The organism is Synechocystis salina LEGE 00031 (genome assembly GCF_015207985.1).
Lineage (GTDB): Bacteria > Cyanobacteriota > Cyanobacteriia > Cyanobacteriales > Microcystaceae > Synechocystis > Synechocystis salina.
Map to the genome: position 1 here is coordinate 23,184 of NZ_JADEVV010000032.1, position 24,983 is coordinate 48,166.

The following is a 24,983-nucleotide window of genomic DNA, read 5'->3' on the forward strand; positions in this document are numbered from 1 at the left end:
AAATTTGTCTAGTGGATGGTTGTTAGGGGTTGCCGATCGCCATTGATAAGGTGATGGTCATCGTTGTCTGGCCTGGGATTGGCGCAGTTAAGGAAAAGGAACCGTGCGTTTTGTTAAGTATTCTGTAACAAAATTGCCGGCGGGTGGCGGCGGAGAGGATTGGGGAAAACCGTTGGGATTCTCATTTTTCTCATCCGTTGTCTTGACTTCCTGCCAGATTTCTTCGGAACAGGGCAAATGCAATGCCAGGGCAAGCGACTGAGTTAAAGGCAGGAATAGAGTTTGCAGGGTGATTTCTCTCGTTGGAGCTTTGGGCTGTTGTGGACAACCATCAATCAATAATCCTGCAACACAACTTCTCCTTGGCGCAGGATTTGAAAGACTTCCTTCGCTCCATTCCATTGGGCAACGGTGGACGGCAGACCTTTCCCAATTGGTCCCTGTCGCTCCAAAGCAAGGCAATCTAAACAATGCACAGAAGGGAACGTTTTGGCAATGTCGGCCAACTTTTCCAGGGGGGGCTGTCCCGACAAATTGGCACTGGTGGTTGCCAAGGGCCCCGTTTGCAGCAAAATTTCCAGGGCGATCGCCTGGTGGGGAATACGAACCCCAATGGTCCGGTCTTGACGGGGATTAATTTCCGGGGGCAACTTCTCACTAGAAGGTAACACCAAGGTTAGGGCACCGGGCCAGTATTTTGCCATTATTGCTTGCCACACCTGCCTTTCCCGCTGACTCCCTGCCAGGTAAGGAAAAATTTGCGCCATGGTTGCCGCCATGAGGATCAATGGTTTATTGGTTTCCCGTTGTTTAAGTTCATAAATTAAACCTGAGTTTTCTGGACGCACCGCCAATGCCGGCACTGTATCCGTGGGAAAACTGACCACCCGATGGGCGATCGCCGCTGAAACTAAATCCGATTGACTGACTAGGGGCACGGCTAAGTCCGACTCATCAAATTCAACATCACTATTGTTACCGGGCAATGTCCATTATTTACCGTCCCGGTAAGCCCACGTACCAGAAGTAAGTCACCATGGGAATTAGGGTTGCCAACGCCAACAGCACCACTACCCAGATGGTGGCACTGGTATCATCGGTTTCTTCCGCTGTAGTGAAAGTTCCTTCCAAGCTAATTTCTTCTAGGGCTGGGGGGCCAGGATCCGGTTGTCCAGCCAGAATAGCACCCAAACGTTTGTTTGCTTCAATTAACGCTTGGTTATACTTTGCCCCATCTTTGAGGGGGACCGCCAGGGTTTCCCGCAGTAAACTATCGACCATCTCATCGGTTAATAGGGCCTCTGCCTCCTCTCCCCGACGCAAAGCAGTGCTGTTAGTGAGGGTGTCTAGCACTAATAGGGTTTGATTACTCTGGCTGGCTTTATCGGGATACCAACGCTCAAACAGATCATTGACAAAGCCGTCGATGGTAGCATCAAAATCCAAACGACGGATAACCACAAACCGAGCTTCTTGCCCACTGGACTGGGCTAATTTTTTTAGATCGCCATTTATTCTGTTTTCATTGGCCAGGCTGATGGCTTCTGCTTGATCCACTAAAAAAGTTTTAGAGCCAGGGTCCAAAATTGGTAGATCGTAAACGCCAGTGGCCAAGGCTGGGGCTGGACTAAGTCCCAACAGTACTAGGGTTAAAAACAAAAAACTGAGCAAACGTTTACAAACAATACTCAGATTGAAGGGATGGTGAGGGGCGACAGTCATGGGCAATTGCCGGTGAAACTCCACTCTTCAGCTTACCAAAAACAGGTCAAAGGCAAATTTTGACCGGGGTAATAACTATTGCAAAAGGATGAAGCTGTCAGGTCAAGCCCCAGTTACGGTACTCCTTGATGTATAAAAACCATAGGTTTCTGTATAGTGCTCCCCAACGCCTAAGGCAATATCCATGGGAACACCGCAGGATAAACCCCTGGTGACAACAAAAAATTTAAAGTAGTTCACAAGTCAGAAGAGCTAAAAAGTTGGGCTAAAAACTTAACTTAAGGGCGTTGACAGGGACATCATCCCAGGAGCCAACTGTGCGGAGTTGTGCTGTCCATCCTTCTGCTTTTTGAGCAGGGGTAAGATTTTCCTGCCAAGAACGATGGCAATCCTGGGCGGCTTCTTCGTCCAAACAAGCAATGCAAGCATAGATAATGCCCGTGGGATCTAGCTGTTCATTGACCCAAATTTTTTCCATGAAGTGTTTTTCCTTGGCTGACAAAGACCACCGACGGTGGCTCTCAACTTAAGACTATCAAAAGTCTTGACTTCTCGACTTTTCGGCGGCGATAACCAAAAGCAAATTTTTTAGCTGGTCTGTGACCGATGCCGCAGTGTAGGGATCATCCGGGTCAGGGGGCTTACCGGGAATTTCAAAATGGGGTCGTTCGCCATAGATTTGTCCCCAGCGAAAATCCGCTTGATGCACAATTTCTCTCAACAGGGCAGAATTCCCCAATACCTGCTCCAGCATGGTGGTCAGCGCCATTAGGGGAAACTCTAAGTGCTTACTAATTAAGGCGTCTGCTTCGTCAATGCGATATTGCAACACCAACAATAATGCCCCCTCGGAATCCTTCAAATGATCGTTGACAAACAATTTCATCTCCGTCTTTCGCTGTATCAATTTAGGTACGGGGGACTCTCCCTTGAGAAAATCTCCCCCTGCCTGGCCAATCACATCTGCCAAGGTTCTTTCCCGACCGGCGATCGCCTCTAGAAAAATTTGTCGGTCTCGGTCTGATGCCGACTCCGGAGGATGGGGTAAATTCGTCATCAAAAAATTAGGGAAATTCAATCGGGGGCAGGGAAAATCTAGCTAATGTTGGACGATCAACACCGAGCATTGCACATGGTGAATGACATAACTACTAACGCTCCCTAAAAATACCTCTGCTAAACCCTTTAGTCCCCGGCGACCGAGCACCACTAAATCCGCATCCCAATTCTTGGCCATGTCACGGATCCAGCGCCCCGGTTCCCCCACTTTCACGTCCCACTCACATTGCACCCCATCTTCCTTTACCTGTTGGGCGATGGATTGCAGCCACTCCCGGGCTTCCGTTTGTCGTTCTTCCAAGTGCTCTTGAATGACCTGGGAAAAACCAATGGCAGCTTCCCCATAAAAGCTGGGGTAAATACTCAAATCTTGACTGTCCACCGGAATACAGTAGAACAGCATTAACTGAGAAGATTCCTTCTGGGCCAGGGCGATCGCCTGCTGTAAAACGTCCTTGGCCAATTCAGAGCGGTCTAAGGCGACTAAAATCCTTCCGTAGCCCATGGTGGAAACTCCTGCCCCATATCTGTGGCCTAGCAAAACACAGGTGCATCAAACTCACCTTCATACTTCTAATTTTAGCTTCTGGGGGTGATGTAATTTTTGGTTCAGCAGTGGGAAATCCTGGGAAATCCACAGTCCACTACATCCTGTTTTCAAACCAGCAAGCTGGACATACCGGAGCTAAATTAATAAAAAACTGGGTCCAACTAGGGGAACCCAGTTCAGCGATAATAATCGGCGTGAAGCCAAAAACGGGCTTGGAGGGACTCGAACCCCCGACCTCGTGGTCCGTAGCCACGCGCTCTAATCCACTAAGCTACAAGCCCTAGCCGTTTACCTGACGATTTATAACACTATCACAACGGTCGAAATTTCCGCAAGCTTTTTGGGTGGGGAGCACTGGGGGAATTTTTGGTAGGATAGCAAAGATAATAAATAACCCTTTGGAGAAAACCTGTGATCGAACCCCTATTGCTCGGCATTGTACTTGGACTGATTCCTGTGACTTTATCGGGGCTGTTTGTGGCGGCTTACCTGCAGTATAAGCGGGGCAACCAGTTCAACTTGGATTAGGGAACTTCCGTCATCGTCTTTTGCTAAAAATAATTAATTTCTGACTTTGCCCAGGATTGGGTGTAGGAAAACCCCAATTTCAGCGGTAGCGAGTTGGGGCTTAATTTTGATCAGTCAAAAATCAAATAATTTTTTGAGTCGACAAGCATCAGAGCAATACTTTTTTGCCTAAGTTACCCCGGCAGGCCTCTTTTTTTACCTTTCTGGCGAGAACGGTGGAAATTCTCGGGGGGTAGGGCAACCACAGCATCTTCCAGGGATAGACGCCGGACTTCGTTGGTGAAAATATGAGCTTGATAAACTTCTTGGTTATTCAGCTCTAGGGCCGTGAGCCAGCCACTTTTGGGGTGATAGGCTCCAGTGTCAATATCCAACCAACCAGGCCCCGAAACTAACTTGCCTGGTTCCACGTTGGCAAAGGTGAAGGTTATGGTGTGCCCGGTGATGATTAACTTATTGGCAAAATAGGGATAGGGATAGCGATGAAACACTTCCCGAATCCAACAGAACTGGGCTTCTCCCTGCTCCTCGATGGGGAGGCGGGGATCCACCCCAGCATGAACTAACCAAACGTCCCCCAAGTCCAAATAGAGGGGTAAATTACGCATCCAGTCCACATGACTTTGGGGAATCTGGTGATCATAACTTTCCAGGGTTGATTTGCCGCCGCTGTAAATCCAAGCGTGGAGCAACTGAGGGGAAAAATTAACTCCCCCCACCGCATCCAACATCATTTGTTCATGGTTACCCAGCAGGCAATGGTATTTGTTGCCCATGACGAAATCCACCACTTTGGCGCTTTCTGGTCCCCGGTCGATCAAGTCACCGACAAAGTAAACCCCATCTTGGTCATTGGGGGCGATCGCCTCGAACAAAGTAGTAAGGGCATCGAAATGGCCGTGGACATCACCAAAGATAAGGCGTCGAGGATTGGGCATGGATCAAGCGAGCCGGGGCAGGGGGAAATTGGCAGGATAGTCTAAAACAATTGCAGATGCAGACACAGATGACTAAAGGTTGAGAAAGGGTCGAGATGGGCAAGGGATAAATGGCTTAACTTGGGTTAACTCCCTAGTCCAATATAGTCCAAGCTCCAAGTAATGGAATTTTTCCCGGCTTGAGGGAGGGATCAGTCCAAAATTTTGACTAGTGTGAGAGTGGATTTTGAACTTTTTAGAACTGTAGATAGTGGAGCAATTGGGTAATCAAGGCCACCGGTAATCCCAAGCGTTTTTGCAAATCCCCCAGGTTACGATATTCTCCCCCTGCCTCCCTTTCTTGCAACAAGGCAGTGGCGATCGCCGGGGATAGGTGGGGCACAGTGAGCAATTGGTTAAGGTCAGCTTGGTTAACGGGAATTTTTGGTGGTGCCAGTAGACTCTCTGGGTCAGCATAGGTAAAGGAAAGTATGGGTTCCCAAGGCTTAATTTGTTGCACAGGGACATTGAGGGCGGCCGCCAAGTCTTCCATGGCTAAAAATTGCACCCCCATGGTGCTCAACTCTTTCAGTTGTCGGGCTTGATGAATGGATAACCCCGGCAGGCGCAACCACTCATCCACCGTGGCTTGGTTGACTTCGATCCTTAGCCCCAACTCTCCGGCGATCGCCAATTCTTGCCAAGATTGAAAACGGTAGTAGGGATCGCTTTGCAGACGGTGTTGGAGGGCCCGACGACGAAAATTGACCATGGCCAAAGGGAGGGAAAGTAAACAAATACAATTCTAGTGGGGAAAAATCCTCGCCACCCCACCATCCGGGATTGTAGAAATGGGGGAAGATGGTATGGAGGCATTTCATCCCCTGCACTGGCACAAGCATAATGAATTGGCATATTAGCGACGCCCAAAACCTAGCTACCATCGACTATGAAGTTGAAGACCATGGCCATAGCCCTGCCCAGTATGAAATTCTGCGGCGAGTTATCTACGCCACGGGGGATTTTGAGTACCTTAACCTACTACATTTTTCTCCACGGGTACTGACCATCGGCGCCGCCGCTTTAGCTTCTCGCACCACAATTCTGGTGGATGTGCCCATGGTACAGGTGGGTATTGTCCCCACTTTGCAAAAAACTTTTGCTAACCCTGTTTACTGTGCCACCCAAAGCATCACCAGGCCCCAAAAGGAAAGAACGGAAGAAGCCTGGGGTATATTCAACCTCGCCCACCGTTACCCAGATGGGATTTTTGTGATCGGCCATGGCCAAACCGCCTTAGATGCCCTGATGGAGTTAGTGGCAGCCCAACGCATCCAGCCGGCCTTGGTCATTGCCACCGCTACTAATTTTGGCGATCGCCGGGACGTAGAGTTAAATTTGCAAGAAGCTAATATTCCCCACATCACAGTCCAGGGAAGAAAAGGGGGAGCCGAGGTGGCAGCGGCCATCATCACTGCCCTGGTGGATTTGGCTTGGCAGGCCTACGAACAAAGAGCCCACCTCAATTAATCATTCCCAACCTTTCCATATCAAATTCAACTATGGCTTTTTGGCTGATGAAGTCCGAACCGGTCACCTATGGCATTCACCATCTCAAAGCGGAAGGAGAAACCCTCTGGGATGGGGTGAGAAATTACCAAGCCCGCAATTTTTTACAGGCCATGGCCATGGGGGATCAAGCTTTTTTTTACCATTCCAACTGCAAGCCACCGGGTATTGTCGGACTAATGACCATTACCGCCGAGCGAGTGGTGGACCCCACCCAATTTGACCTTGCCAGCCCATACTTTGACCCCAAAGCTACTCCGGAAAAGCCCCGCTGGTTCACCGTTAAAGCCCGTTTTACCAGAGAATTTCCCGAAATGATTACGTTACCGATCCTCAAAGCTCAGTTTAATCCGGAGGAATTAGGAGTCCTAAAAAAAGGTAACCGTCTTTCCGTGCTTCCCGTCCCTCCGGCGATCGCCAATCGAATTTTAGAGTTAGCTTAATCCATGAGCAATGATACAATTGGAGACTGTGTCTTTTTTTGTGGAGTAACGGGTCATGACTCAACGAACCCTCGGCGGAACCAACCGCAAACAAAAACGTACTTCCGGTTTCCGGGCCAGAATGCGTACCCATAATGGCCGGAAAGTTATCCAGGCCCGCCGGAGCAAAGGTCGTCATCGCTTGGCTGTATAGTTTCCTTCCGTGGGACTACCCAAAACACTGCGCTTAAAACACTGGCAAGATTTCCAGACCGTTTATCAGCAAGGAAAACGACACCGTCACAGCAATTTACTAATGCGGGTCCTCGGCGATCGTCCAGCCGGCCATAGCCGCTTCGGCATCACCGTCAGCCAAAAAGTTAGTAAAAAAGCCACGGTGAGAAATCGCCTAAAACGTCAAATTCGTGCCGTCATTAACCATTTCCAGCCCCAAATCAAGCCGGGCTTTGATGTGGTAATTATTGTCTTGCCCCAGGGCATTGGGTGCAATTATGAACGTTTTTTGCGAGAATTAGAGCAGTTATTTAGCCAAGCCGGGATTATTGACCATGGGCATTCGAGAAACCACCTACTATGAGGGCGGCCCCCACATCGGGGACTTAATCGTCAATATTTTATTGGGATTCACCGTCATCTTTCTCCCTTTGACCATTGGGGCGATCGTCCGGGCCATCTGGCTCCGTTACAAAATCACCGATCGCCGTATTTCCGTCACCGGCGGTTGGATGGGCAAAGACCGTACTGACATCGTCTACGGAGAAGTGGCCAAAATGATTAAAATGCCCAGGGGCATAGGCATCTGGGGGGATATAGTTGTTACCCTCAATGATCGTTCTCGGCTAGAACTGCGGGCCATGCCCAACTTTCGGGAAGTTTATGACTATATGGCAGAACGGGTCGCCGACAAAACCGGACGCCCCCTGGAAGCGATCACCCAAAAGTAGGACCAACGGTCATCAATGGTATTAATCAAGCACTGGGGCTATTAAGCACCCCAGTTTCCCCGGCAAACTTGGCAATATTTATCTAGAGAGCTTGTTAGCAATGGATTTTGGTATCGGTTTTATTTCGACAAATATCATGCTGCCAATCCTAGATTTTTTCTTTGGGATTGTACACAGTTATGGTTTTGCTATTATTGCCCTCACACTAGTAATTCGTTTAGCGCTTTATCCCCTCAGTGCTGGCCAGATCCGCAACATGCGAAAAATGCGCATCACCCAGCCTCTGATGAAAGAGCGCCAAGAAGAAATCCAAAAACGCTACAAGGACGATCCAGCCAAACAGCAGGAAGAAATGGCCAAGGTCATGAAGGAGTTTGGCAATCCCTTGGCGGGGTGTCTGCCCCTGCTCCTGCAAATGCCTATCCTATTCGCCCTCTTTGCCACCCTGCGGGGATCGCCCTTTTCTGATATCAATTACACCGTTGACCTACAAATACTTCCCCAGGAACAGGCAGAACGCATCGTTCCCCAAACATTCTCCACCAAACCCCAAAATATCTACGTAGACGAAGCTCTCCATTATCCCATTGCTGTTTTCCTGCCCGGTGGCAAAATGGTTGGCGTTGGCGAGAAAACCCAACTAGAAATCCAGAGCACCGCTGGTAAAACCTTTGAACAAGTAATTCCCGAAAAGAATAGTCAGGCTTTAACGCCCAAATACAGCGTTACCAAAGGGGAAGACCGCATTGCTGTCAGCGCCGATGGCACCGTTGAAGCCCTGGTTCCCGGCGATGCCACTGTGCAAGTTACCATTCCCGGTATTGCCGCCCGTACAGGTTTTCTCTTCATCAAAGCCCTGGGCCAAGTGGGGGTAACCGGTGAAAACGGGGAGATCAACTGGGACATCCTCGGCATGATCATCTTCTTTGGTTTTAGTATTTACCTTAACCAGGAGTTATCCGGTGCCTCCGGCGGTGGTGCTGCCAATGGCCAAGCCCAGCAACAACAGACCATCAATAAAATTACCCCCATTTTATTCAGCGGTATGTTTCTTTTCTTTCCCTTGCCGGCGGGGGTTTTGATGTACATTGTCATGGCTAACGTTTTTCAGACGGTACAGACCCTCATTCTGATGCGGGAACCCTTACCCGAAAACCTACAGAAGTTATTGGACGAACAGCAAAAAGCAAGCCAAGGTCGGGAGTCTCTACCTTTTGAGAAGAAGAGTAATAAAAAGAAGGAAAAAACCTCCTAAATTTCTAGGCCACAAGTCTTCACCTTTCCCAGAGAGATGAAGACTTTATTATGATTACGGAAGTTAAATTGAGCCCTAAATATTGACGATGGAAAAAATAGTTACCCAAGCCCAGATTTGGCTCGAAGAACTGCTCACACTGATGGGTTTTGCTAGTTCTGTCACCGTAGCAGGGGACAAAGAGAATACTTTAGTCATGGGCCCTTGGTTGGTCATTGAAGAAAAAAACCTATCTTCAAGTCAAATTGAGCAACTACTGGCGGAGAACGGGTTAGCTTTAGATGCTATTCAATATTTACTCAATGCTTCCCTTAGACCTACCGTAGCCGACGGTGGTATAAACTTCACTCCCATCACGGTGGAGTTGGCAGAATTTAGATCCCGTCGTCAGTCAGAGTTAATTTCCTTATCGGAAATGGCGGCCCAACGGGTACGGGAAACCCTTGAGCCAGTGGAAATGGCGGATATGACTGCGGCCGATCGCCGTCAGGTGCATAGCTTTTTTCAGGATTCCCAAGATTTGGAAACAGAGAGCCAGGGCTATGAACCCCACCGCCGTTTAGTGATTCGTCCCCGACGTTAGGGCTTAGAAAGCTCAAAATGTTTCAAATTTCCCGCTGACCACTTAACTGTGGATTGGTTTAACTATTTCTTTTTGCCGCCAAACAAACCGCCAAATAAACCCCCCTGGCTGGATTTTGCTCCTCCTTGACTACTGCCGGCGCTGGTATGCTTAGCCAATTCTTTCTTAGCCGCCGTCACTTTGGGGTCATTGGGGTCGAGCTTCACCGCTGAGCCAATATGGACTTTGGCCATGGTCATCATGTTGTTTTTCAAATAGGCCATGCCTAGCAAACAGTGGGCTTGGGCATTTTTGGGGTCAGTCTTCAGGGCAGATTTCAATTCGGCAATGGCCTTGTCGTACTGCCGACGGTCAAAGTTTTCTTGGGCTCGCCGCAAGCTTTTTTCAAACGGGGAAAGGTCTTCAACGGGGGAAGGATTAACAGGGGATGAGGTTTCCTGGGGCGATCGCCCTGGCACCACGGGAGGCACCGTTTCCTTGGAAGAAACACTAGTTTGGAACACGGGACGGGCAGAGGCATTTTCCCCCTTGACCATCAAGAAAATGAGATTATATTCGCTCACTTGGGCAATCTTAGGGAAAACCGTTTTAAAGTCTTCGTATAGCCCTTTGCTCAGGGGGGTGACCACCTTGCGGTAAACCAATTCCAAATTTTGTTTTGCTCCCTGGAGTTGTTGGGACTCGGCGCTACTAACTAAAGTTCAGTTGCCCAATGCTGGCCAGATTGCTCGCAGTCTGCTGGAGGATGAGCAGATGTTCTTTGCGGTCATTCTCTCTGCTCAAAATTTCATAGGCAGGGTTAACAAACTTAGAAAAAAGTTTGGCTGCCAAGGCTTGCTCTTCTTCGTTGCTAGCTTTTGATGTGTCGGGGTGGAGTTGAAAAGCAATTTTGAGATAACTTTTACGAATTTCCTGGGGAGTTGCATCCAGAGGACAGCCAAGAATGGCGTGGTGGTCAACTACGTCATAATTAAACAGTCCTTGCTTGATGGGGAACAGGCTCATAAAAATTGCGGTCGGGGGGCATTTCTATCCCTTTTTACTCCATTATTCCTCAGAAAGAGAAAAATACCCGTAAATTGTTAAAAACATTCACCAAAGTCTGGCTTTTGTACCCCCCCAATTTGAGCTAGCTAATCTTTTTGCACTCTAGAGATTGCATAATTTTGAAACCATTGGGGAGTATCGGCCAGGGCCTGGCTCAGTTCGTGGTGAATCCTACCATTGGTAGCCAGGATACGGCCAGTTTTTAAATCAAGGGGAGAGCCATCATAGCTGGAAATCACGCCCCCAGCTTCTTGGACAATGACAATACCTGCGGTGATGTCCCAAGGATTAATGCCCCGTTCCCAATAGCCGTCCAGCCGACCACAGGCCACATCAGTTAAGTCGATCGCCGCTGAGCCACTGCGCCGCACCCCTTGGGTCAGATGGGTGAGATGGCAAAATTCAGGATAGTTATTGTCTAAGGTTTTAACTCGGTCGTAGGCAAAGCCGGAAACCAAGAGGCTTTTGGCTAGGCTAGTGGTGGTTGAGACTTGGATGGACTGGCGGTTTAATGTGGCCCCCAAACCCGTAGCTGCCCGAAATAATTCCTGGCGAAAGGGATTGTAAATTACCCCCACCGTTGGTATGCCCTGGACTAGTAAACCGATGGATACACAAGAAACGGGATAACTATGGGCAAAGTTAGTGGTGCCATCCAGGGGATCGATCGCCCAGCAAAAAGGATTATCCCCACTCCCCCACTGTCCTGATTCTTCCGCCAAAATGCCGTGGTCTGGGCAGTGACGCTTAATTATGCCTAAAATTATTGCCTCGGCCTGGCGATCGGCTTCCGTGACTAAATCCCCGGCCCGGCCTTTTTCCTCCACCTCTTGTACCTTGCCCCAAAGAGAAAAAATTTCTGCCCCCGCTGCCAGGGCCGCCTCCGTGCCGATTTCGAGCCAAGTTTGTAGATCGGAGGGTGAAAAAAGAGGTTTTGGGGCAAAAGTCATCACAAAAGGTTCTAAATTTGGCAAACAATTGGGGTCGCAACCAGGAAAATCGGGCTCTAGCTCCAGCCTAGTCCTCGTCTAAGGGCAAGCCTAGGCGGACTCGACCAGCCCCAAAGTAGCGGCCAAACTGTAACTCATATACTTCATCCTCATCCTGCGTTTCCACTTCGAGATCCGATTGGGCATAGCTAACACAGAGAAGGGCATAACCTTGCCGTTGTAACTCCGGGGACAGCCCCATGGCTTCCGGTTGGTGGATTTGTCCGGAAATGACCCGCACCGCACAGGCCGTACAAGCCCCATTACGACAGGAAAACGGCAATTCAAAACCTTGGTCTTCCGCCTGATGGAGGATGTAACGGTCGTCGGAGACAATTACGCTATAGTCTTTTTCATTTTGGCGATCGTGGATCAGAACTCGGTGGGAACGGGACATTATGGGCTGGTTTGAATCCAAATTAGGTTTGTGTCTTCCGCTATTGTATAATCATTTCTTGTGACCATATTGGAGAGGTGGCCGAGCGGTTGAAGGCGCAGCACTGGAAATGCTGTTTGGGGGTAACTTCAACGAGGGTTCGAATCCCTCCCTCTCCGTGAAAAACAACCAAAGCCAGATGGGGAAATGCAGTTGAAGTGCCGCTACCTTGTCTGGTTTTGTTGTTTAAGCATTTGGGCGGCAACCGCAGACTGAAGAACATTGCTCCGGGGTAAGTCAGCCCCAACCCTAGGCTAAGGCGACGGAAAGTGTGATAGGTTAGGAATGGCTCGGACTCATGCGATTACAACGCCCAAATCTTGTCAGGACCGGAAGGTAGCAGCAATACGGGATGCTTGTGGTAGGCGTGAAATCCGGGCCCTCGGCTTTTCTGGGGAAGATGCAAACAGATTTATGACGGGCGAGCAGCAGTTCACATTACCGGCATCCCCCACGGGGCAATTCATTTGCCAACAGGATTTAAACCTCTACGACGGTCCCGATCGCCAAGAATTATCCACCCAAGCAAAGCAAGGGAGATATTTGCGTTTAACAGGGAAGATTGAACAGTCAGCAGTGTTGGTGGAACAGGCGGAAGATGGTTACCGGGGTTGGCTAGCAGAGGACGATTTACGGAGTTTGACCCCGGCCTTTAGTGTTTATCAGGCCGTAACAGCAACCAGAGCCGACATTGAACAGCTCATTCCCCAGGTAATTGATTATTTGTTGGCAGCGAAGCAAAGGCAAAATTATTATCTTTGGGGAGGTAACGTTGGCCCCAACTATGACTGTTCCGGTTTAATGCAAGCCGCTTTTGCTAGTCAGGGTATTTGGTTGCCCAGGGATTCCTATCAACAAGCTGCCTTTTGCCAAACAATTGTTGATGTGCGCCCCCAACGGCGATCGGATAGTTTGGATGCTGAAAAGGTAGCGGCGATCGCCAGAGAATTTTTACCGGGGGATTTAATCTTTTTTGGCAATCAACGGGTGGATCATGTGGGGATGTATCTGGGGGAAGGAAAATATATCCACAGTTCCGGCCAAACCCATGGCCGCAACGGTATTGGCATGGATTCCCTGACGAATTTAACCGACCCTATTAGCCATAAATATTTTCAAAAATGGTGGTTCGGCGGCCGGGTGGTGAAAAGTTTTAATCCTGTTGAAGATTATTTGGCTAACACAGACATTGCGGTTGATACTAGGTTACTGAAGTGAGTTTTATCAATATATGTACTATTTTCAGGGGGATAAATCTTTAAATTGGCAATTGCGGGGGACATTAACCTCCTGCCGCAAAGGCCGGGCCTTCATAGGCGAAAGGATAATGGCCAGCAACTATCGAAGCGGATTCTGCAGGGCCCGCAAATAGGTATGTACCGGAAAGCTCATTGTTTTGGAAGCGGTTGAAATTGGTCATACCACCACCTACGCCTCCAAAATAGGTGTAAAAGGCAATTCCTTCTTCAACAAAATTGGGATAGTTTTGACGAATGGAAACAGCTTCTTCTGTGCCACTGAAAAGGTAGGTTCCTTCCCGACCAGGACTGGTATTACGGAAACGGTAGAGAGGTTGCAGTAATGGATCGGTCTGACTGGTCGCAACTTGGAAAGCAAGTCCCTCTTCAACGAAATTGCGATAGTTTTGGCGAATAGAAACGGCTTCCTGCTCCCCGACATAAAGATAGGTTCCAGGCCTATCAGTGTTTTGAAAACGAATTAGGGTGGTTGTTAATTTGTCCCGAAGCCCATTGTCTGGCCCAATATAGGTTTGATAGATTTCCCAGTCGTTACCGTCGTAACCAGTCCAAGCAACAATCTCATCGGATACCTGGGGATAGCGATCATCACGGTTATTATTGGTTACCTGACGGGTGCTATTACCGTCATAGTACATAATCTCGTAATCAATGCCATCCCAACGTTCCCAAACCACCTTGTTCCCGAATAACTTGGGATTTGAGTCGAATTCTCCACCGAGTTTAGTATTCGACAGATTAATCACCGTTGTACCATCATAAAACATGATTGTAGTGGCGACATCTTCATTTGAACCTTCCTGCCAAACTGTGTTACGGCCTGATACTTGTAAGTCTCGAATAGGTGAAGCACTAGAAATTTGAGTTGTTTGACTTGTGTTTATATCATAAATATGAACTCCAGAAAATCCATTATTTTCATCAAAACTGCTAATACCCCAGCCAAGTTCGTTATAACTCAAGGTTGTCCAAGCTATAATTTGTTCCGATGCCACAGGGGAACTATTGAAGAAAGGACTATTAGTTAGTTGTACAGTACGTTCTCCGTTGTACCAGTAAATTTGGGCGTGGTGAATTTGAGGATTATCACCCAACCAATACCAATTACCACTTGACCAAACAATGTTGCTGCCATATATGCGTGGGCTGTGGTTAAAAAAGCTACGGGATTCTGGAAGGTCACTTAAGGCAATTGTTGTAAGGCCATCATAGAAAAAGATGTGAGCATCTTCTCCCTGGCCATTTTGCCAAACAACTTTTCCATCATAGACTTGGGGATTATTACCACCTACGTAATGACTCGGTAATAACTGAGGCGTATGCCAGCCAGTCTTATAAAGACTAATTCCATTGCCAAGATAACCATGATCCCAAACTACACTGTCACCATTTATTTGTGGATTACCTCCATAAAAATCAAGTGATCGAGGTATAAAGCTATCGAATAAATAAATGCCATGGTCGCTTTCCCAAGTAATTTTGTTGCCGGAAACCTTTAGTTTGTCACCATTGTTATCGGTGTCATTGGAATATCGGCCAGAAGCCAATGGGTCAAATAGGGAATTAACACCATCGTCAAAATTATTATTTGTAATTTGAACAATATTAAAACCACTCTGCTCGATCACCGTTGGTTGACCGTCAAGAGTTACCATTGCCCAGTCATTTTCCGACTGCAAGCGCAGAATATCTAAGTCAGAGAGGGGTTGCCCCATCACCACCGCCGCAAAATATTCCCCCTCATCCCCCGGAGTGTCCTCATGATTTAACTGACTGTCCAGATAGTGACCATACTCCTCCAGAAAAACCTGGGTAAGGGTGAACACATTGCCCTGGGCTAATAATTCTTCGGATAGATATAAGGTATTAGCGCTGGCCGCAAATGCCCCCTGGGCATCGTTGATCTGAGCCGCTGGCACAAATCTTAACGTTGGTAAAGAGAGGAACTGTCCCAATTTCCACCCGTCAAGAAGACGGTCAAAAGAAACTTGATCACCAAAAACTTCCTGCAGTAGAACCTCGCTATTGCCAAGGGAAGCAAAGGACTGTAGGTAGTTTAAAGCTGAGGTTAGGATTGGTTGCCAATTACTGATAGCCATAAGAGCAAAGTTCCCTTACTGAAAAGTATGGAATTAATCGTTTCCCAAGTATTGGTGTTAGGTTAACCAGCCGTTCCTCAAGAGAGACTTATACTCTTCCACAATCTCCAAGGTCAAAATGGGGCAAACTGGGCATCTATAAAGACTCCCATACCCATAGCTTATGTTAATCCGTAGCAAAAAAAATTGGCAGTCAAAATTAATATTTTGTAAAATTTACGTAGGAAAAATGGATTGATAAGCTAAATTTCACTGTTTAACTCTATGAATAGAGAGCGATTATGAGATAATTGTTTCGGGATTTTTAATTCTCTGTTCCAGTTCATCAATGGTTTTCAGTAGCAACCTTTTAGCTTGTAATTTCCAGCCCCACTGTTGAATTTTGATTGCTATGGGTAAGGCGATCGCCGGAGCCAGAAAATCCAAGGGTTGTTGCAAGGAAATACCGAACAGTAAGCCCAAGCCCGCAATGCCCCAAAAAGGTAGGGCCGCTGTTTGGCGGTTATCCTCCACTAAACGGGGCAAAAACCCCTGGGGCATAATGGCCAGCACCTCTGCTTTTAACTCCTGTTGTTGTTTGTAGTTAAGGGACAAAGCCATTTTGCGACGGATTTTTTCGATTTTGCGGGCTTCACTGCTATATTCCGTCAGTTCGTCCTCCGCCATCCGCACATAGGTTTCTAAATTTGCCATGGGCTTACCTGTTACCTTGCTGAATTAATTGCTCAAGATTCTTCTGCAGAGAGATTTTCCCTAGGAGCCAAAGGGAGTAAAGCGCACTGGAGCAGTGGGTAGCTGTCCCGATTGACAGGACTGGAATCTACCCATAAGGGCAGTGTATTCTAAACGGCCACCATTAATTTGGTACTCATCCCTGGGGCTGGGCAGATGACCCACCGGAGCGTTGATGGTAAAGTCCAAATTTTTCTTAAAAATGACCCATTGATTATCCTTACGCCAGCCGATGCGATCGCCAAATTGATCATAGGACTCCGGTGACATCAATCTACCAGGGCGATTTCCCGTGGCCAAAAACGCTTCCAATTGGGGGGTGAAGCCAAAACGATTCTTGGAATGTTCCAACCACAACTGGTCAATGGTTTTCAAGTCTTGGCAGGGAATTTGCTCAATGGTGTCGGTGGTTAACCAACCCTGCAGAGTGCGATTAGCGGCGCTCAACAGCAGACGGCGGGTAATTTCATTGGCCTGGTTAAACTGCTGGGCCCCTAAGGCCGTTTCCAGAGGCTGAAAATTTAGTTCCACCTTGGGAATTGGGGTGGCAGTGTTATTTTGGGGAGCCGGGGGCATGAACTGGGCCCTAACCAATGGGGCCGTTGTCACCAAGCTTCCTAATAGAACTGTCGCGGCAAGTTTCAGCAAATGGGTTGCAGTGGTCATATTCAAAGGCAGTCAAATTAGGGCAAAAGCTAAACAGCGTCGGCGCATTTCAGAATACCACGGACTTTTAGCTAAATACATGGGAACGTTCCCCCCTAGTGTAGCGGGGAAAAGACTTGCGTTAACTGGCGATCGCCGCCAAGATGGATCGCTGGGTAGCAGTGCCTGCCCCATATCCATTTAAGGCAATGACCATGGTGGCCAGTTGGACTCGAAACCACATTTTAGACCTAACCGATTGGCGGGGCGAAGAATTAGATATTGTGCTACAGACCGCCACCACTTTCCAGCAAGTATTAAAAGGACAAACCAAAAAAGTACCAGCCCTTCAGGGGCAGGTGGTCACTAACCTTTTTTTTGAGCCATCCACCCGCACCCGCAGTAGCTTTGAGCTGGCCGCCAAACGCCTCTCCGCCGATGTAATGAATTTTGCCCCCGGCAGTTCCTCCCTCACCAAAGGGGAGACCATTTTAGACACCGCCAAAACCTACCTTGCCATGGGGTCTGATATTTTTGTTATCCGCCACCAACAGGCAGGGGTGCCCCATTTTATTGCTTCCCAAATGGACCGGCTCCAAACCGGTGTCAAGGTACTCAATGCCGGGGATGGACAACATGAGCACCCTTCCCAGGGGTTGCTAGACTTATTTACCATTTGCTCCCAATTTGCGCCGGACAATCCTGCCATTCAATGCCTGCAGGGAAAAAAGATTGCTGTGGTGGGGGACATCTTGCATTCCCGGGTGGCTCGTTCTAACCTGTGGAGCTTGACCACCGCTGGGGCCGACGTGCATTTAGCGGGACCTCCCACCCTATTGCCGAAGGAATTTCAACAATTAACCCTAGCGCCAGGATCGGGGAAACTCCATTGCCACTGGCAATTACAGCCAGCCTTGGAAGGGGCGGATATGGTTATGACTCTGCGGTTGCAAAAAGAACGAATGACGGCTCATCTTTTGCCCAGTTTGCGGGAATATCACCATTATTTCGGTATTACCCACAATCGCCTGAAGGTGTGTCAACCGGGGGTGAAAGTGTTGCATCCGGGGCCCGTAAACCGGGGAGTAGAAATTAGTTCAGAATTGATGGATGACCCGGAAATTAGCCTAATTCAGGACCAGGTTACCAGTGGGGTGGCAATCCGCATGGCCCTGCTCTATTTGCTAGGCACTGTTCAGGAAGGATAGAGCAAGGGTAAATTCTAGCCTTAGATTGCTCAACACCGCTCACTAATGATGGTTAAAATATCGCTCCAGAAAATCTAAGGCATGGTTTTTTAAATCGTAATATTCTTAAGTTTCTGGCATGGCATGGCGATCGCGGGGATGGGGAAAAGGCACCTTTAAAATTTCACCAATGGTGGCATTGGGACCATTAGTCATTAATACAATGCGATCGGCCATATAAATTGCCTCATCTACATCATGGGTAATCATCATCACTGCCTGGCGATCGCCTTTAATTCCGAATATTCCTCAGGGAGATTAAAATACTTGGACAGAACGTACAAATCTTTGCAATTGACGACTTTCTAATTCCAAAACTCGCCGGGCAAAATCAGGATCATGGTCGAGTAAATCGTCAAACTGGTCTACGGAAATGGCTAAAATCCTCGTACTTCTACTGTCAGCAATGATAGTATTTTCTGATTTACTGTGGGCTAAAACTTCTAGTTCATCTAATGTTTGCCCAGGATGTAATTGCTCAATTCGAACTCCAGTCTCCGTTTGATAGTGAACATTAGCATCCCCTTCGATTAACAATAGTAATTCTCGACAGGTATCCCCCGCTTCGGTGATCACGTCTCCTTTGTTATAGGTCCTCACTTCAGCCCGCTCTGCTAGGGCAATGAGAGTTTCACTTTGCATACGGTGGAAGAAATCACTATTAAATAAATAAACTACTTTTTCTAGGTCAGGAAATTCAGTTAAAGGGGGATTTTTTGTTGATGTTGATTGCCAAGCGAGGAAGTGATCTAGAGTGTATTGAACTAGATGGGAATTAAACTGATGGCCATAATTAATGCCAATGGTTTGACTACGTTGGGGTGCTAATTGGGTCAACATATAAAGGGCAGCGGCCTGGACCATGGGATTTTGATCCTGGAGCAGAACTTCTAAGTAGGGCAAAATGGTTTCTGGAGAAAGTTCCAAAGAACAGGACAAAGGTTTTTCTCCCGGTTCAGTCAAACATTGACGTATTTCTGCCGGTAGGCGATCATCCCAATGTTCCTGCTCTAAAAGTTCACTTAAAACCGTTGGAGAAGCCTGTTGTAAAGATTGTGCTAGGGGCAAAGATGCCGGGGCAGATTGCAGTTGCTCTAGGGTTTGTAGAACTGAGCGGACAATTAATTCTTTTTTGTGGCTAATGTTTTCCTGTAACAGGGTTAATACTGCCTTATGTTCCTGGAGGATGGGTTGATTAAGGGCACGGTAACAATCAATTAATTCCGGCAATTGGGCCAGTAAAAATTCTGCTTTTTTTATGCTACTGGTTTCATCGGAAAAACCACTTAAAATCCATTCTTCTTCTTGGGGCGTAATGGAATATTGACGGCGCAGGGAACGAATGGCGGCAGAATCCTGTAATGATGTCGGCTCAAAGGTGTTGAAACTCGCCTGTTTTTGTTGTAGCAATAATAGGCGTTCCAGGGATTTACGATAACCAGTCAGGCGTATTTGGTTCTCCAGGGTTCTTTGGCGATCGGGGTTGAGCAATGCTGGATCTTCAATGCCCAATTCTTCGAGCACTAAACGGTGTTCATCGTCCGTAATACCCAATTCCTGGCGCATTTGTTGTAGAACTTCCAAGCTACTGGAGTAATTCACATAACCCTCTTCTAATGCTTCACGGACCACCCCTTTATAGGCCTGATGGCGTTTTTCCCGGGTAAAGCCGGGCAGAACCTTTGCCAGCACATAAACTTCATGGGTATTGAGGTCGCTTAATGTCCGCCCTTCTAAAAATTGTGAAACGTTGACCTGCAGTTTTTCTAATTGCTTGCGGAAACGGTTAGCCAAGTTTTCCCGGGAATATAAATCGGCACTGCGTCGCCAGGTTTTGTACAACCAAAGGGTACTTAGGGTTACCAATCCTATATCGTACAGATACTGCACTGCCAGGGGAAGAAGTTGTATTAATGGTCTGCCGGCAAAAATAAAGAAAAAATTGAAAATCGCAAAGGTACAAACGGTAAAAATACGATGGCGGATAATATCTATATTTAAACTGTTTTGTTGCTGCCGATTATGGGCTTTAATTCGTTTTTCTAACCATCTTCCAGCACCATAGGCAATGGCGGTACACGCCCCTAATACTAATGGCACTGCCACTATTTTAGGAATATTAATAGCTTGGTCAAATAGGTAAAATCCGGGTGATAGTAAAGAATTAAGCTGATCCGTTTGCCTTGACCATACTCCAGAAAAGTAATAGTTCCAATTGCCAGCGTAAAGATAATAATAGACAAAATAACCTATGACTAAACCGACGTAGCCATAGCGCAGAAATGCCGTTTCCGGTTGATTTAAACTGTTCCAGTAGGTGCGCTCCGCATCAATGTCAATGCAGGGATTTTGACAGGCTACGCAAGCACTCTGCTCTTTGCCATCCGGCAGTACTGTGCGGCACATGGATTGGGTAATGAGTTCTTCACTGGTGTGGGCTTTGCTGGCCAACAATCCCCCCGGTTCGCCGTAAATACTCTGCACTGGGGCCATGGGGCAAAAATATTGACACCAGGATTTGCCGCCATACAGGTAACCGACGGTGATAGCCATGGCCACTGTGAATAATAGCCAACCCCCTAGCATTAGGCGATCGCCATTAAAAAAGAGGATGCGCCCACATAGGCCGATGAACAACCAACTAAATTGCACATAGGCATAGTTCCGACCAAGCCAGGAATTGCGGTCCACTTTGGCCAGTTCGTAGCGCACTTTGCCGGTCTTTTTATTTTCCCGTTTGAATTGCCGTTGCCATCCCAAAGCCCGAGGAATTTGGGAGAGGAAAGAAAGGGGACAAATCCGTCGCCACAGTTCATGGCCGAACACTAGCAGGATAAAAATGGCCGCTGGCACGATTGCCCCCCAAAACAGGGTTGTGCCCAGGGCGTAGGGTTGCTCTGCTAAACATTCCCCTTGGACTTCAATGCATTGATTCGACAACCGCAGTGGGCTCCAGGGATGGTCCGCAGTGGTGAGGGCAGATGTCCAGGGGTCATAGAATAGGGAGGCAATAATTAACAGCCAACCCCCGGTTAATATCCACCGAATCCAGTGCATCCGTCGCTCTGACAGTTGTGCGAACATAGACAAATCCTTTTCTGGTTGGGCCTTTATCCATTCTGCACTCAATGCTAACCTGTTTTGCCATTGATTTTCATCTGGGTTAAAGCTCAAAATCGCAGTAATCATTCCCAACGGGGGCAAAGACCATGATCCAACCCGCCATCCACTTGGCCCAAAAATTTGGCGATCGCCTTGCCGCTTGTGATTATGGAAAAGCTTGGGATTTATTATCCCCGGAGCTTAAAAGGGAATATTCTCCCAAAACTTTACAAACGACGGTGGAAGAGATGATTAGCTATGGTTCTGGTCCCATCCAAAGGGCGATCATGATGACGGAGTGGCAATACACCGCCATGGAAAACGATGATGTGGTGTGGCTATACGTTGCCCTAGAGGGAGAAGATTTTGGAGAAGCCGTGACGGTGATTGTCCAATAGCAGGAGGAAAAACTCGCAATCCGTTGGTTAGAGTGGGGCTGACTTTAAAAAAGTAACGTTACCGCCACTCTTGCCTTGAACTAATTGACTCAACTTAAATTAACCAGACAAGAAACGGAGAGAGAGGGATTCGAACCCTCGATGGAGCTATAAACCCCATAACTCCTTAGCAGGGAGCCGCTTTCAACCGCTCAGCCATCTCTCCAGAGTGACAGTTCCATATCATAGCAAACAATGACGTCTTCCGCCTTTTTCAACTGGTAATTTCCACTTTCTTTGGTGGGGCGGATAATTCGGAAACTCGACGTTGGTGTTGAAAAAATCCAATGTTGAATACTAAAACAGTGTCCGGTTACTGATTGCCGCCACTTTCTAAAAGTTGCCGGAATGAGCTCCAACTGGTTTCGTTGGGACGTTGGTCAGATAGGGATGGTGGCTTAACGTACTCTGGAAAGTTGTTGGCAATCTCTGTTTTCATTACTACCGACAAATCGTCGAAGCTGGCTAATTTACGTCCAGCGGTATGAAAATACAACAATCCAACCCGATTGCCCATTTCCATCCAAGGCAACCAGTTGGAAAGCCGCGCCCAACCGATGGAGGCCGGGGCTGAGGTCTGCCGGGGATTACTCAACTCATCCACACTACCAAAGAAATTGAACATTTCCGTGGCGTGATAGGTTCCCCCCACATAACGCTGAAACTCTCCACCCAAGGGATTAGGGTAAAACAGGGGCACGGTTACGTTTATCCACCATTGGTTTCCTCGCACGGTAATGTCTCTGGCGATCGGACTGCCGTCATTGTCCTTTAAGCGATAGCTAAAATTTACCGGATCGTTAGCCACATGAAAGACTTCCACTGTTTTGCCGGTCCAGGGATTTTCCCACTGACGTAACACCTCTCCGGTCACGGGATCTTTGTAGAGTAAAATCTCCCGACTCACCATGCGAAAATCCTCGTCATCATTGCCATCTGCTAGGGGGCCACATTGACGGATATTCATGCCCTCCACCAGAAAAAGTAAGCGGTCTGGTTCCCCTGGAATCCGACTATAGGTTTTGCCTTCCCACCAGTAGGTTATTGGTTGACCATCTTCCGTCGAGCAGAAAATTTTCCGCAGGGCCTGTAGTTGACCGGCCGGCTCCCTCAGTTCCAAGGCCTCGACCTTATTCTCTCCCATGCCGACTAGCAAAAGTACCAGGGATAGGGGAGAGAGGAGAGCAGCAGAAAACTTTGGCAGGTTGAACACAATGATCGGGCCCTAATAACAATCGAAAATTTGCTTGTTCCTTAGCTTTGCTTTAGCTCGAGGGCATCTTCCGTAGCAGCGCCGTGGACAGTTTTTACCCACTTGAGACGCTTTGGTCGGAAGGCCATGCGGGCGGTGACAGCGGGCATGATGATTAGCCAGTGGAACATGTAAATGGTACCACTAATGGTACGGACTAATAGGGCCGGGACTTGCCGCCAGGATGACTGTCCTTCTGCGGGGGTTAATCGTCGCAGTCCATGGTACATCCCCCAACAGGAAAAGCCGATCGCCAGATAACTGAGGGGAGTGAGCAGAGGAAAGCGCCTTTGCCACAGGGCCATGAGTAAATCCGGTACGGCGGCGGTGGGCAAAAGATATTGCATCAACAAAAAGGAAAAGAGGTCTAATTTTTTCTTCCAGCCCAGGGGTTGGGTGCAAATCCAGCGCCAGTAATCCAGGTAACGTTGGTAACCCCCTTCCGCCCAGCGATTGCGTTGGTGCCAAAGGGCAATCGCCGTGGTTACCCCTTCTTCTTCCACCGGGGGATTGACCAAAATACCAACTTTCCATTGGTGGAGGTGTAGGCGGATGGTCAAGTCTAGGTCATCGGTAATGGTTTGTTCATTCCAGCCACCTACCGCATCCAAGGCTTGGCGGGCCACAAATTGGCCATTCCCCCGCAGTTCTCCAATGCCGCCGGTAACAATTCTTTGTTCTTGGAAATAGGCATCCAGGGCCATTTCCGCCCCTTGGCCTCTGGTCCAAAAATTGACATCTTCATTGGCGATCGCCTTCCGTACCTGGAGGGCCCCAAAGGTGGAACTGGCAAAATAGGGCACCACCCGCCGCAGCAAATTCTTGGGCACATCGGCATCGGCATCAAATACCCCAATGATGTCCCCCTGGGTTTGGGCCAGGACTTCGTTTAAAGCTCCAGATTTGCCGCCACTGGCCCCAGCGCCCCTCCTCAGCACTTGTAACTGGGGGTATTGCTGGCGTAGTTGATCAAGGATAACCGGAGTGCGATCAGTGCTGTTGTCGTCCACAATCCAAACTTCATGGCGATCGCCTGGATAATCCAAAGTGCATAACTGCCGGACAATTTTACTGATCACCGCTTCTTCATTTTTCGCTGCCACCATCAAACAAACCTGGGGATAATGCACTGCCGATTCTGTCCCAGTCACCATGGGGGGGGGCGCTTCGGGAGTTGCCTTCATTAACCTGAGGGCTTGCAAAGAGAGAGCACCGGTGAAGGCCCACACTAACCAACTACCCCAAACCCAATAATGGAGGGTAATCACCAGGGTCCAAATGGCCATGAGCACCACTGCGGCTTTTTTGCGCCGCCCTTCCGATCCCCGGAAAAAGTCGTTCCGAAAATCCTCCTCCTCAGCCTCGGGATCGTCCCATTCTGCTAGGAAGGCCTCCAGGGGAGACAAATCGGCATCGTTATCTTTCCACGGAAATTGGGGCATAGGTGACCTGTGATGTAGTCAGGAAAACTAGACATTGCCCTCCATTCTAACGATTGCTTGCGATATTTTCGGGGAGTGGCCACCGCCCAGGGTAAATCTCCACCGTCCACTAGGGGGTCAAGGGCGGGAACTAAGTGCAAAAATAGTTTATTTTCTAGGTTTTTTCCCATGGATTTTCGTCGCTGGATTGCCCGCCGTGATCAGGATTGGCAGACCCTTGACCAAATTTTGACCCGCCTGGAAACCAAGGGGATCAAGTCCCTGCCCACGGAGGACATTCAGCAGTTGGCTAGTTTATACCGGGCTACTTCCGCCGACCTGGCCCGGGCCAAAACCCACGACCTCAATCCCCGTCTGAGGCAGAATCTACAAAGTCTCATTACCAGGGCCTATGGCCAAATTTACCAGGGCGATCGCCGTCAGGAGTGGAACAAAGTCGCACAATTCTACCTTTGGCAGTTGCCCTTAGTGTTGCGCCAAACCTTTAGTTATACCATGTTAGCCTTCGGTATTTTTTTCCTGGCCAGTGTAATTGCTTGGTGGTATAGCTGGCGGGATCCAACCTTTTTGGAATTAGTAGTACCAACGGATTTAATCAGCACCGTTCGGGATAAAGGCCAGCTCTGGATGGGCTCAATTTTAACCATGAAACCGGTGGCGGCCAGCGGCATCATGATCAATAACCTTTCCGTTGCCTTTGGCATGGTGGCCGGTGGGGTGGTGGTG

At 48.3% G+C, this 24,983-nt stretch carries 31 protein-coding genes, 3 tRNA genes, 1 other RNA gene and 1 pseudogene; 14 read left to right on the forward strand and 22 right to left on the reverse strand.

Annotated features, from left to right (window positions below):
* Positions 1-87 precede the first annotated feature (87 nt).
* The 7 genes from IQ217_RS11780 to IQ217_RS11810 all read right to left on the reverse strand — a co-directional run bounded on the left by IQ217_RS11780 (position 88) and on the right by IQ217_RS11810 (position 3,612).
* A complete protein-coding gene (locus IQ217_RS11780) occupies positions 88-339 on the reverse strand; it encodes a hypothetical protein (protein WP_228025751.1) in 252 nt (83 codons plus the stop codon).
* Entirely contained in the window at positions 336-986 is a 651-nt protein-coding gene (locus IQ217_RS11785; protein ID WP_228024179.1) for an L-threonylcarbamoyladenylate synthase, read from the reverse strand. The genes IQ217_RS11780 and IQ217_RS11785 overlap by 4 nt, the downstream gene beginning before the upstream one ends.
* Positions 987-996: 10 nt before the next feature.
* Complete coding sequence (gene psb32 / locus IQ217_RS11790) at positions 997-1,722, reverse strand: photosystem II repair protein Psb32 (RefSeq protein ID WP_228024180.1); 726 nt, start codon at positions 1,720-1,722, stop codon at positions 997-999.
* A gap of 265 nt (positions 1,723-1,987) precedes the next feature.
* Positions 1,988-2,200, reverse strand: a complete 213-nt coding sequence (locus IQ217_RS11795; protein WP_194020095.1) for a glycogen debranching protein — start codon at positions 2,198-2,200, stop codon at positions 1,988-1,990.
* Between the two features lie 57 nt (positions 2,201-2,257).
* Positions 2,258-2,779: a hypothetical protein gene (locus IQ217_RS11800; RefSeq protein WP_194020096.1), complete on the reverse strand. Its 522-nt coding sequence runs from the start codon at positions 2,777-2,779 to the stop codon at positions 2,258-2,260.
* Between the two features lie 42 nt (positions 2,780-2,821).
* On the reverse strand, positions 2,822-3,286 hold the full coding sequence (locus IQ217_RS11805) for a universal stress protein (protein WP_194020097.1): 465 nt from the start codon (positions 3,284-3,286) through the stop codon (positions 2,822-2,824).
* 252 nt (positions 3,287-3,538) lie between these two features.
* A tRNA-Arg gene (locus IQ217_RS11810) sits at positions 3,539-3,612 on the reverse strand.
* A 130-nt stretch (positions 3,613-3,742) separates the two neighbouring features.
* On the opposite strand from IQ217_RS11810, the gene petG reads away from it, so the two are divergent.
* Complete coding sequence (petG, locus tag IQ217_RS11815) at positions 3,743-3,859, forward strand: cytochrome b6-f complex subunit V (RefSeq protein ID WP_190597440.1); 117 nt, start codon at positions 3,743-3,745, stop codon at positions 3,857-3,859.
* A gap of 173 nt (positions 3,860-4,032) precedes the next feature.
* On the opposite strand, the gene IQ217_RS11820 is transcribed toward petG, so the two are convergent.
* Together IQ217_RS11820 and IQ217_RS11825 are read right to left on the reverse strand one after the other, a co-directional pair.
* On the reverse strand, positions 4,033-4,797 hold the full coding sequence (locus IQ217_RS11820) for a metallophosphoesterase family protein (protein WP_194020098.1): 765 nt from the start codon (positions 4,795-4,797) through the stop codon (positions 4,033-4,035).
* 235 nt (positions 4,798-5,032) lie between these two features.
* Positions 5,033-5,548: a ComEA family DNA-binding protein gene (locus IQ217_RS11825; RefSeq protein ID WP_194020099.1), complete on the reverse strand. Its 516-nt coding sequence runs from the start codon at positions 5,546-5,548 to the stop codon at positions 5,033-5,035.
* Between the two features lie 131 nt (positions 5,549-5,679).
* On the opposite strand from IQ217_RS11825, the gene IQ217_RS11830 reads away from it, so the two are divergent.
* The 7 genes from IQ217_RS11830 to IQ217_RS11860 all read left to right on the forward strand — a co-directional run bounded on the left by IQ217_RS11830 (position 5,680) and on the right by IQ217_RS11860 (position 9,570).
* A complete protein-coding gene (locus IQ217_RS11830) occupies positions 5,680-6,306 on the forward strand; it encodes a precorrin-8X methylmutase (RefSeq protein ID WP_194020100.1) in 627 nt (208 codons plus the stop codon).
* Positions 6,307-6,338: 32 nt separating this feature from the next.
* The gene (locus IQ217_RS11835) at positions 6,339-6,788 is read left to right on the forward strand and encodes an EVE domain-containing protein (protein WP_194020101.1); all 450 of its coding nucleotides are present in this window, start codon (positions 6,339-6,341) and stop codon (positions 6,786-6,788) included.
* Positions 6,789-6,843: 55 nt separating this feature from the next.
* Positions 6,844-6,981 (forward strand): 50S ribosomal protein L34, encoded by a 138-nt coding sequence (rpmH, locus tag IQ217_RS11840; RefSeq protein WP_010872863.1) that lies wholly within the window; start codon positions 6,844-6,846, stop codon positions 6,979-6,981.
* A 9-nt stretch (positions 6,982-6,990) separates the two neighbouring features.
* On the forward strand, positions 6,991-7,365 hold the full coding sequence (rnpA, locus tag IQ217_RS11845) for a ribonuclease P protein component (protein WP_190597449.1): 375 nt from the start codon (positions 6,991-6,993) through the stop codon (positions 7,363-7,365).
* Complete coding sequence (locus IQ217_RS11850; protein ID WP_190597451.1) at positions 7,337-7,732, forward strand: PH domain-containing protein; 396 nt, start codon at positions 7,337-7,339, stop codon at positions 7,730-7,732. The genes rnpA and IQ217_RS11850 overlap by 29 nt, the downstream gene beginning before the upstream one ends.
* Positions 7,733-7,832: 100 nt before the next feature.
* Positions 7,833-8,987 (forward strand): membrane protein insertase YidC, encoded by a 1,155-nt coding sequence (gene yidC / locus IQ217_RS11855; protein ID WP_190597453.1) that lies wholly within the window; start codon positions 7,833-7,835, stop codon positions 8,985-8,987.
* A gap of 88 nt (positions 8,988-9,075) precedes the next feature.
* Positions 9,076-9,570, forward strand: coding sequence for a Jag family protein (locus IQ217_RS11860; protein ID WP_190597455.1), 495 nt, complete (start codon positions 9,076-9,078; stop codon positions 9,568-9,570).
* A gap of 62 nt (positions 9,571-9,632) precedes the next feature.
* On the opposite strand, the gene IQ217_RS18955 is transcribed toward IQ217_RS11860, so the two are convergent.
* The 4 genes from IQ217_RS18955 to IQ217_RS11875 all read right to left on the reverse strand — a co-directional run bounded on the left by IQ217_RS18955 (position 9,633) and on the right by IQ217_RS11875 (position 12,003).
* Positions 9,633-10,220, reverse strand: a complete 588-nt coding sequence (locus IQ217_RS18955; protein WP_228025752.1) for a tetratricopeptide repeat protein — start codon at positions 10,218-10,220, stop codon at positions 9,633-9,635.
* A gap of 40 nt (positions 10,221-10,260) precedes the next feature.
* Complete coding sequence (locus IQ217_RS18960; protein WP_228025753.1) at positions 10,261-10,575, reverse strand: J domain-containing protein; 315 nt, start codon at positions 10,573-10,575, stop codon at positions 10,261-10,263.
* 128 nt (positions 10,576-10,703) lie between these two features.
* Positions 10,704-11,567 carry an inositol monophosphatase family protein gene (locus IQ217_RS11870; protein WP_194020102.1) on the reverse strand — a complete coding sequence of 288 codons (864 nt, stop codon included), beginning with the start codon at positions 11,565-11,567 and terminating at the stop codon, positions 10,704-10,706.
* Positions 11,568-11,634: 67 nt separating this feature from the next.
* Positions 11,635-12,003, reverse strand: a complete 369-nt coding sequence (locus IQ217_RS11875; RefSeq protein ID WP_190597459.1) for a 2Fe-2S iron-sulfur cluster-binding protein — start codon at positions 12,001-12,003, stop codon at positions 11,635-11,637.
* Positions 12,004-12,074: 71 nt separating this feature from the next.
* Between IQ217_RS11875 and IQ217_RS11880 the strand changes: the two genes are divergently transcribed.
* The 3 genes from IQ217_RS11880 to IQ217_RS11890 all read left to right on the forward strand — a co-directional run bounded on the left by IQ217_RS11880 (position 12,075) and on the right by IQ217_RS11890 (position 13,260).
* Positions 12,075-12,161, forward strand: a tRNA-Ser gene (locus tag IQ217_RS11880).
* 168 nt (positions 12,162-12,329) lie between these two features.
* Positions 12,330-12,426: signal recognition particle sRNA small type (gene ffs, locus IQ217_RS11885), an RNA gene on the forward strand.
* A gap of 30 nt (positions 12,427-12,456) precedes the next feature.
* Complete coding sequence (locus IQ217_RS11890; RefSeq protein ID WP_194020103.1) at positions 12,457-13,260, forward strand: C40 family peptidase; 804 nt, start codon at positions 12,457-12,459, stop codon at positions 13,258-13,260.
* A gap of 64 nt (positions 13,261-13,324) precedes the next feature.
* Here IQ217_RS11890 and IQ217_RS11895 read toward each other — a convergent pair whose 3' ends face one another.
* The 4 genes from IQ217_RS11895 to IQ217_RS11910 form a co-directional block, all read right to left on the reverse strand.
* Positions 13,325-15,256 carry a hypothetical protein gene (locus IQ217_RS11895; protein WP_194020104.1) on the reverse strand — a complete coding sequence of 644 codons (1,932 nt, stop codon included), beginning with the start codon at positions 15,254-15,256 and terminating at the stop codon, positions 13,325-13,327.
* Positions 15,257-15,679: 423 nt separating this feature from the next.
* Positions 15,680-16,093 (reverse strand): hypothetical protein, encoded by a 414-nt coding sequence (locus tag IQ217_RS11900; RefSeq protein WP_190597464.1) that lies wholly within the window; start codon positions 16,091-16,093, stop codon positions 15,680-15,682.
* A 60-nt stretch (positions 16,094-16,153) separates the two neighbouring features.
* On the reverse strand, positions 16,154-16,798 hold the full coding sequence (locus IQ217_RS11905) for a GUN4 domain-containing protein (protein WP_194020105.1): 645 nt from the start codon (positions 16,796-16,798) through the stop codon (positions 16,154-16,156).
* Between the two features lie 12 nt (positions 16,799-16,810).
* Positions 16,811-16,972: a hypothetical protein gene (locus IQ217_RS11910; protein WP_194020106.1), complete on the reverse strand. Its 162-nt coding sequence runs from the start codon at positions 16,970-16,972 to the stop codon at positions 16,811-16,813.
* Positions 16,973-16,986: 14 nt separating this feature from the next.
* Between IQ217_RS11910 and pyrB the strand changes: the two genes are divergently transcribed.
* Complete coding sequence (pyrB, locus tag IQ217_RS11915) at positions 16,987-17,985, forward strand: aspartate carbamoyltransferase (protein ID WP_194020107.1); 999 nt, start codon at positions 16,987-16,989, stop codon at positions 17,983-17,985.
* A gap of 108 nt (positions 17,986-18,093) precedes the next feature.
* On the opposite strand, the pseudogene IQ217_RS11920 reads toward pyrB, so the two are convergent.
* Positions 18,094-18,249: pseudogene (locus IQ217_RS11920) on the reverse strand (ABC transporter ATP-binding protein); the annotation flags it as partial.
* A gap of 33 nt (positions 18,250-18,282) precedes the next feature.
* Positions 18,283-21,108, reverse strand: coding sequence for a cyclic nucleotide-binding domain-containing protein (locus IQ217_RS11925; protein WP_194020108.1), 2,826 nt, complete (start codon positions 21,106-21,108; stop codon positions 18,283-18,285).
* Positions 21,109-21,233: 125 nt separating this feature from the next.
* Between IQ217_RS11925 and IQ217_RS11930 the strand changes: the two genes are divergently transcribed.
* Positions 21,234-21,524 carry a hypothetical protein gene (locus tag IQ217_RS11930; protein ID WP_194020109.1) on the forward strand — a complete coding sequence of 97 codons (291 nt, stop codon included), beginning with the start codon at positions 21,234-21,236 and terminating at the stop codon, positions 21,522-21,524.
* 115 nt (positions 21,525-21,639) lie between these two features.
* Here IQ217_RS11930 and IQ217_RS11935 read toward each other — a convergent pair.
* The 3 genes from IQ217_RS11935 to IQ217_RS11945 form a co-directional block, all read right to left on the reverse strand.
* Positions 21,640-21,729 (reverse strand) — tRNA-Ser (locus tag IQ217_RS11935).
* A 147-nt stretch (positions 21,730-21,876) separates the two neighbouring features.
* Entirely contained in the window at positions 21,877-22,776 is a 900-nt protein-coding gene (locus IQ217_RS11940) for a DUF1838 domain-containing protein (RefSeq protein ID WP_338116562.1), read from the reverse strand.
* A gap of 41 nt (positions 22,777-22,817) precedes the next feature.
* The gene (locus IQ217_RS11945) at positions 22,818-24,257 is read right to left on the reverse strand and encodes a glycosyltransferase family 2 protein (protein WP_194020110.1); all 1,440 of its coding nucleotides are present in this window, start codon (positions 24,255-24,257) and stop codon (positions 22,818-22,820) included.
* A gap of 168 nt (positions 24,258-24,425) precedes the next feature.
* Between IQ217_RS11945 and IQ217_RS11950 the strand changes: the two genes are divergently transcribed.
* On the forward strand, positions 24,426-24,983 hold a 558-nt coding region (locus IQ217_RS11950), incomplete at its 3' end, for a stage II sporulation protein M (RefSeq protein WP_476718273.1).

What these genes read in the sequence shown, in the direction of transcription:
- psb32 (WP_228024180.1), bottom strand. Translation starts at nt 1,722, where the DNA reads ATGACTGTCGCCCCTCACCATCCCTTCAATCTGAGTATTGTTTGTAAA.
- IQ217_RS11795 (WP_194020095.1), bottom strand. Translation starts at nt 2,200, where the DNA reads ATGGAAAAAATTTGGGTCAATGAACAGCTAGATCCCACGGGCATTATC.
- IQ217_RS11800 (WP_194020096.1), bottom strand. Translation starts at nt 2,779, where the DNA reads ATGACGAATTTACCCCATCCTCCGGAGTCGGCATCAGACCGAGACCGA.
- IQ217_RS11805 (WP_194020097.1), bottom strand. Translation starts at nt 3,286, where the DNA reads ATGGGCTACGGAAGGATTTTAGTCGCCTTAGACCGCTCTGAATTGGCC.
- IQ217_RS11820 (WP_194020098.1), bottom strand. Translation starts at nt 4,797, where the DNA reads ATGCCCAATCCTCGACGCCTTATCTTTGGTGATGTCCACGGCCATTTC.
- IQ217_RS11825 (WP_194020099.1), bottom strand. Translation starts at nt 5,548, where the DNA reads ATGGTCAATTTTCGTCGTCGGGCCCTCCAACACCGTCTGCAAAGCGAT.
- IQ217_RS11830 (WP_194020100.1), top strand. Translation starts at nt 5,680, where the DNA reads ATGAATTGGCATATTAGCGACGCCCAAAACCTAGCTACCATCGACTAT.
- IQ217_RS11835 (WP_194020101.1), top strand. Translation starts at nt 6,339, where the DNA reads ATGGCTTTTTGGCTGATGAAGTCCGAACCGGTCACCTATGGCATTCAC.
- rpmH (WP_010872863.1), top strand. Translation starts at nt 6,844, where the DNA reads ATGACTCAACGAACCCTCGGCGGAACCAACCGCAAACAAAAACGTACT.
- IQ217_RS11850 (WP_190597451.1), top strand. Translation starts at nt 7,337, where the DNA reads ATGGGCATTCGAGAAACCACCTACTATGAGGGCGGCCCCCACATCGGG.
- yidC (WP_190597453.1), top strand. Translation starts at nt 7,833, where the DNA reads ATGGATTTTGGTATCGGTTTTATTTCGACAAATATCATGCTGCCAATC.
- IQ217_RS11860 (WP_190597455.1), top strand. Translation starts at nt 9,076, where the DNA reads ATGGAAAAAATAGTTACCCAAGCCCAGATTTGGCTCGAAGAACTGCTC.
- IQ217_RS18960 (WP_228025753.1), bottom strand. Translation starts at nt 10,575, where the DNA reads ATGAGCCTGTTCCCCATCAAGCAAGGACTGTTTAATTATGACGTAGTT.
- IQ217_RS11870 (WP_194020102.1), bottom strand. Translation starts at nt 11,567, where the DNA reads ATGACTTTTGCCCCAAAACCTCTTTTTTCACCCTCCGATCTACAAACT.
- IQ217_RS11875 (WP_190597459.1), bottom strand. Translation starts at nt 12,003, where the DNA reads ATGTCCCGTTCCCACCGAGTTCTGATCCACGATCGCCAAAATGAAAAA.
- IQ217_RS11890 (WP_194020103.1), top strand. Translation starts at nt 12,457, where the DNA reads ATGACGGGCGAGCAGCAGTTCACATTACCGGCATCCCCCACGGGGCAA.
- IQ217_RS11900 (WP_190597464.1), bottom strand. Translation starts at nt 16,093, where the DNA reads ATGGCAAATTTAGAAACCTATGTGCGGATGGCGGAGGACGAACTGACG.
- IQ217_RS11905 (WP_194020105.1), bottom strand. Translation starts at nt 16,798, where the DNA reads ATGACCACTGCAACCCATTTGCTGAAACTTGCCGCGACAGTTCTATTA.
- IQ217_RS11910 (WP_194020106.1), bottom strand. Translation starts at nt 16,972, where the DNA reads ATGGGGCAGGCACTGCTACCCAGCGATCCATCTTGGCGGCGATCGCCA.
- pyrB (WP_194020107.1), top strand. Translation starts at nt 16,987, where the DNA reads ATGACCATGGTGGCCAGTTGGACTCGAAACCACATTTTAGACCTAACC.
- IQ217_RS11925 (WP_194020108.1), bottom strand. Translation starts at nt 21,108, where the DNA reads ATGTTCGCACAACTGTCAGAGCGACGGATGCACTGGATTCGGTGGATA.
- IQ217_RS11930 (WP_194020109.1), top strand. Translation starts at nt 21,234, where the DNA reads ATGATCCAACCCGCCATCCACTTGGCCCAAAAATTTGGCGATCGCCTT.
- IQ217_RS11945 (WP_194020110.1), bottom strand. Translation starts at nt 24,257, where the DNA reads ATGCCCCAATTTCCGTGGAAAGATAACGATGCCGATTTGTCTCCCCTG.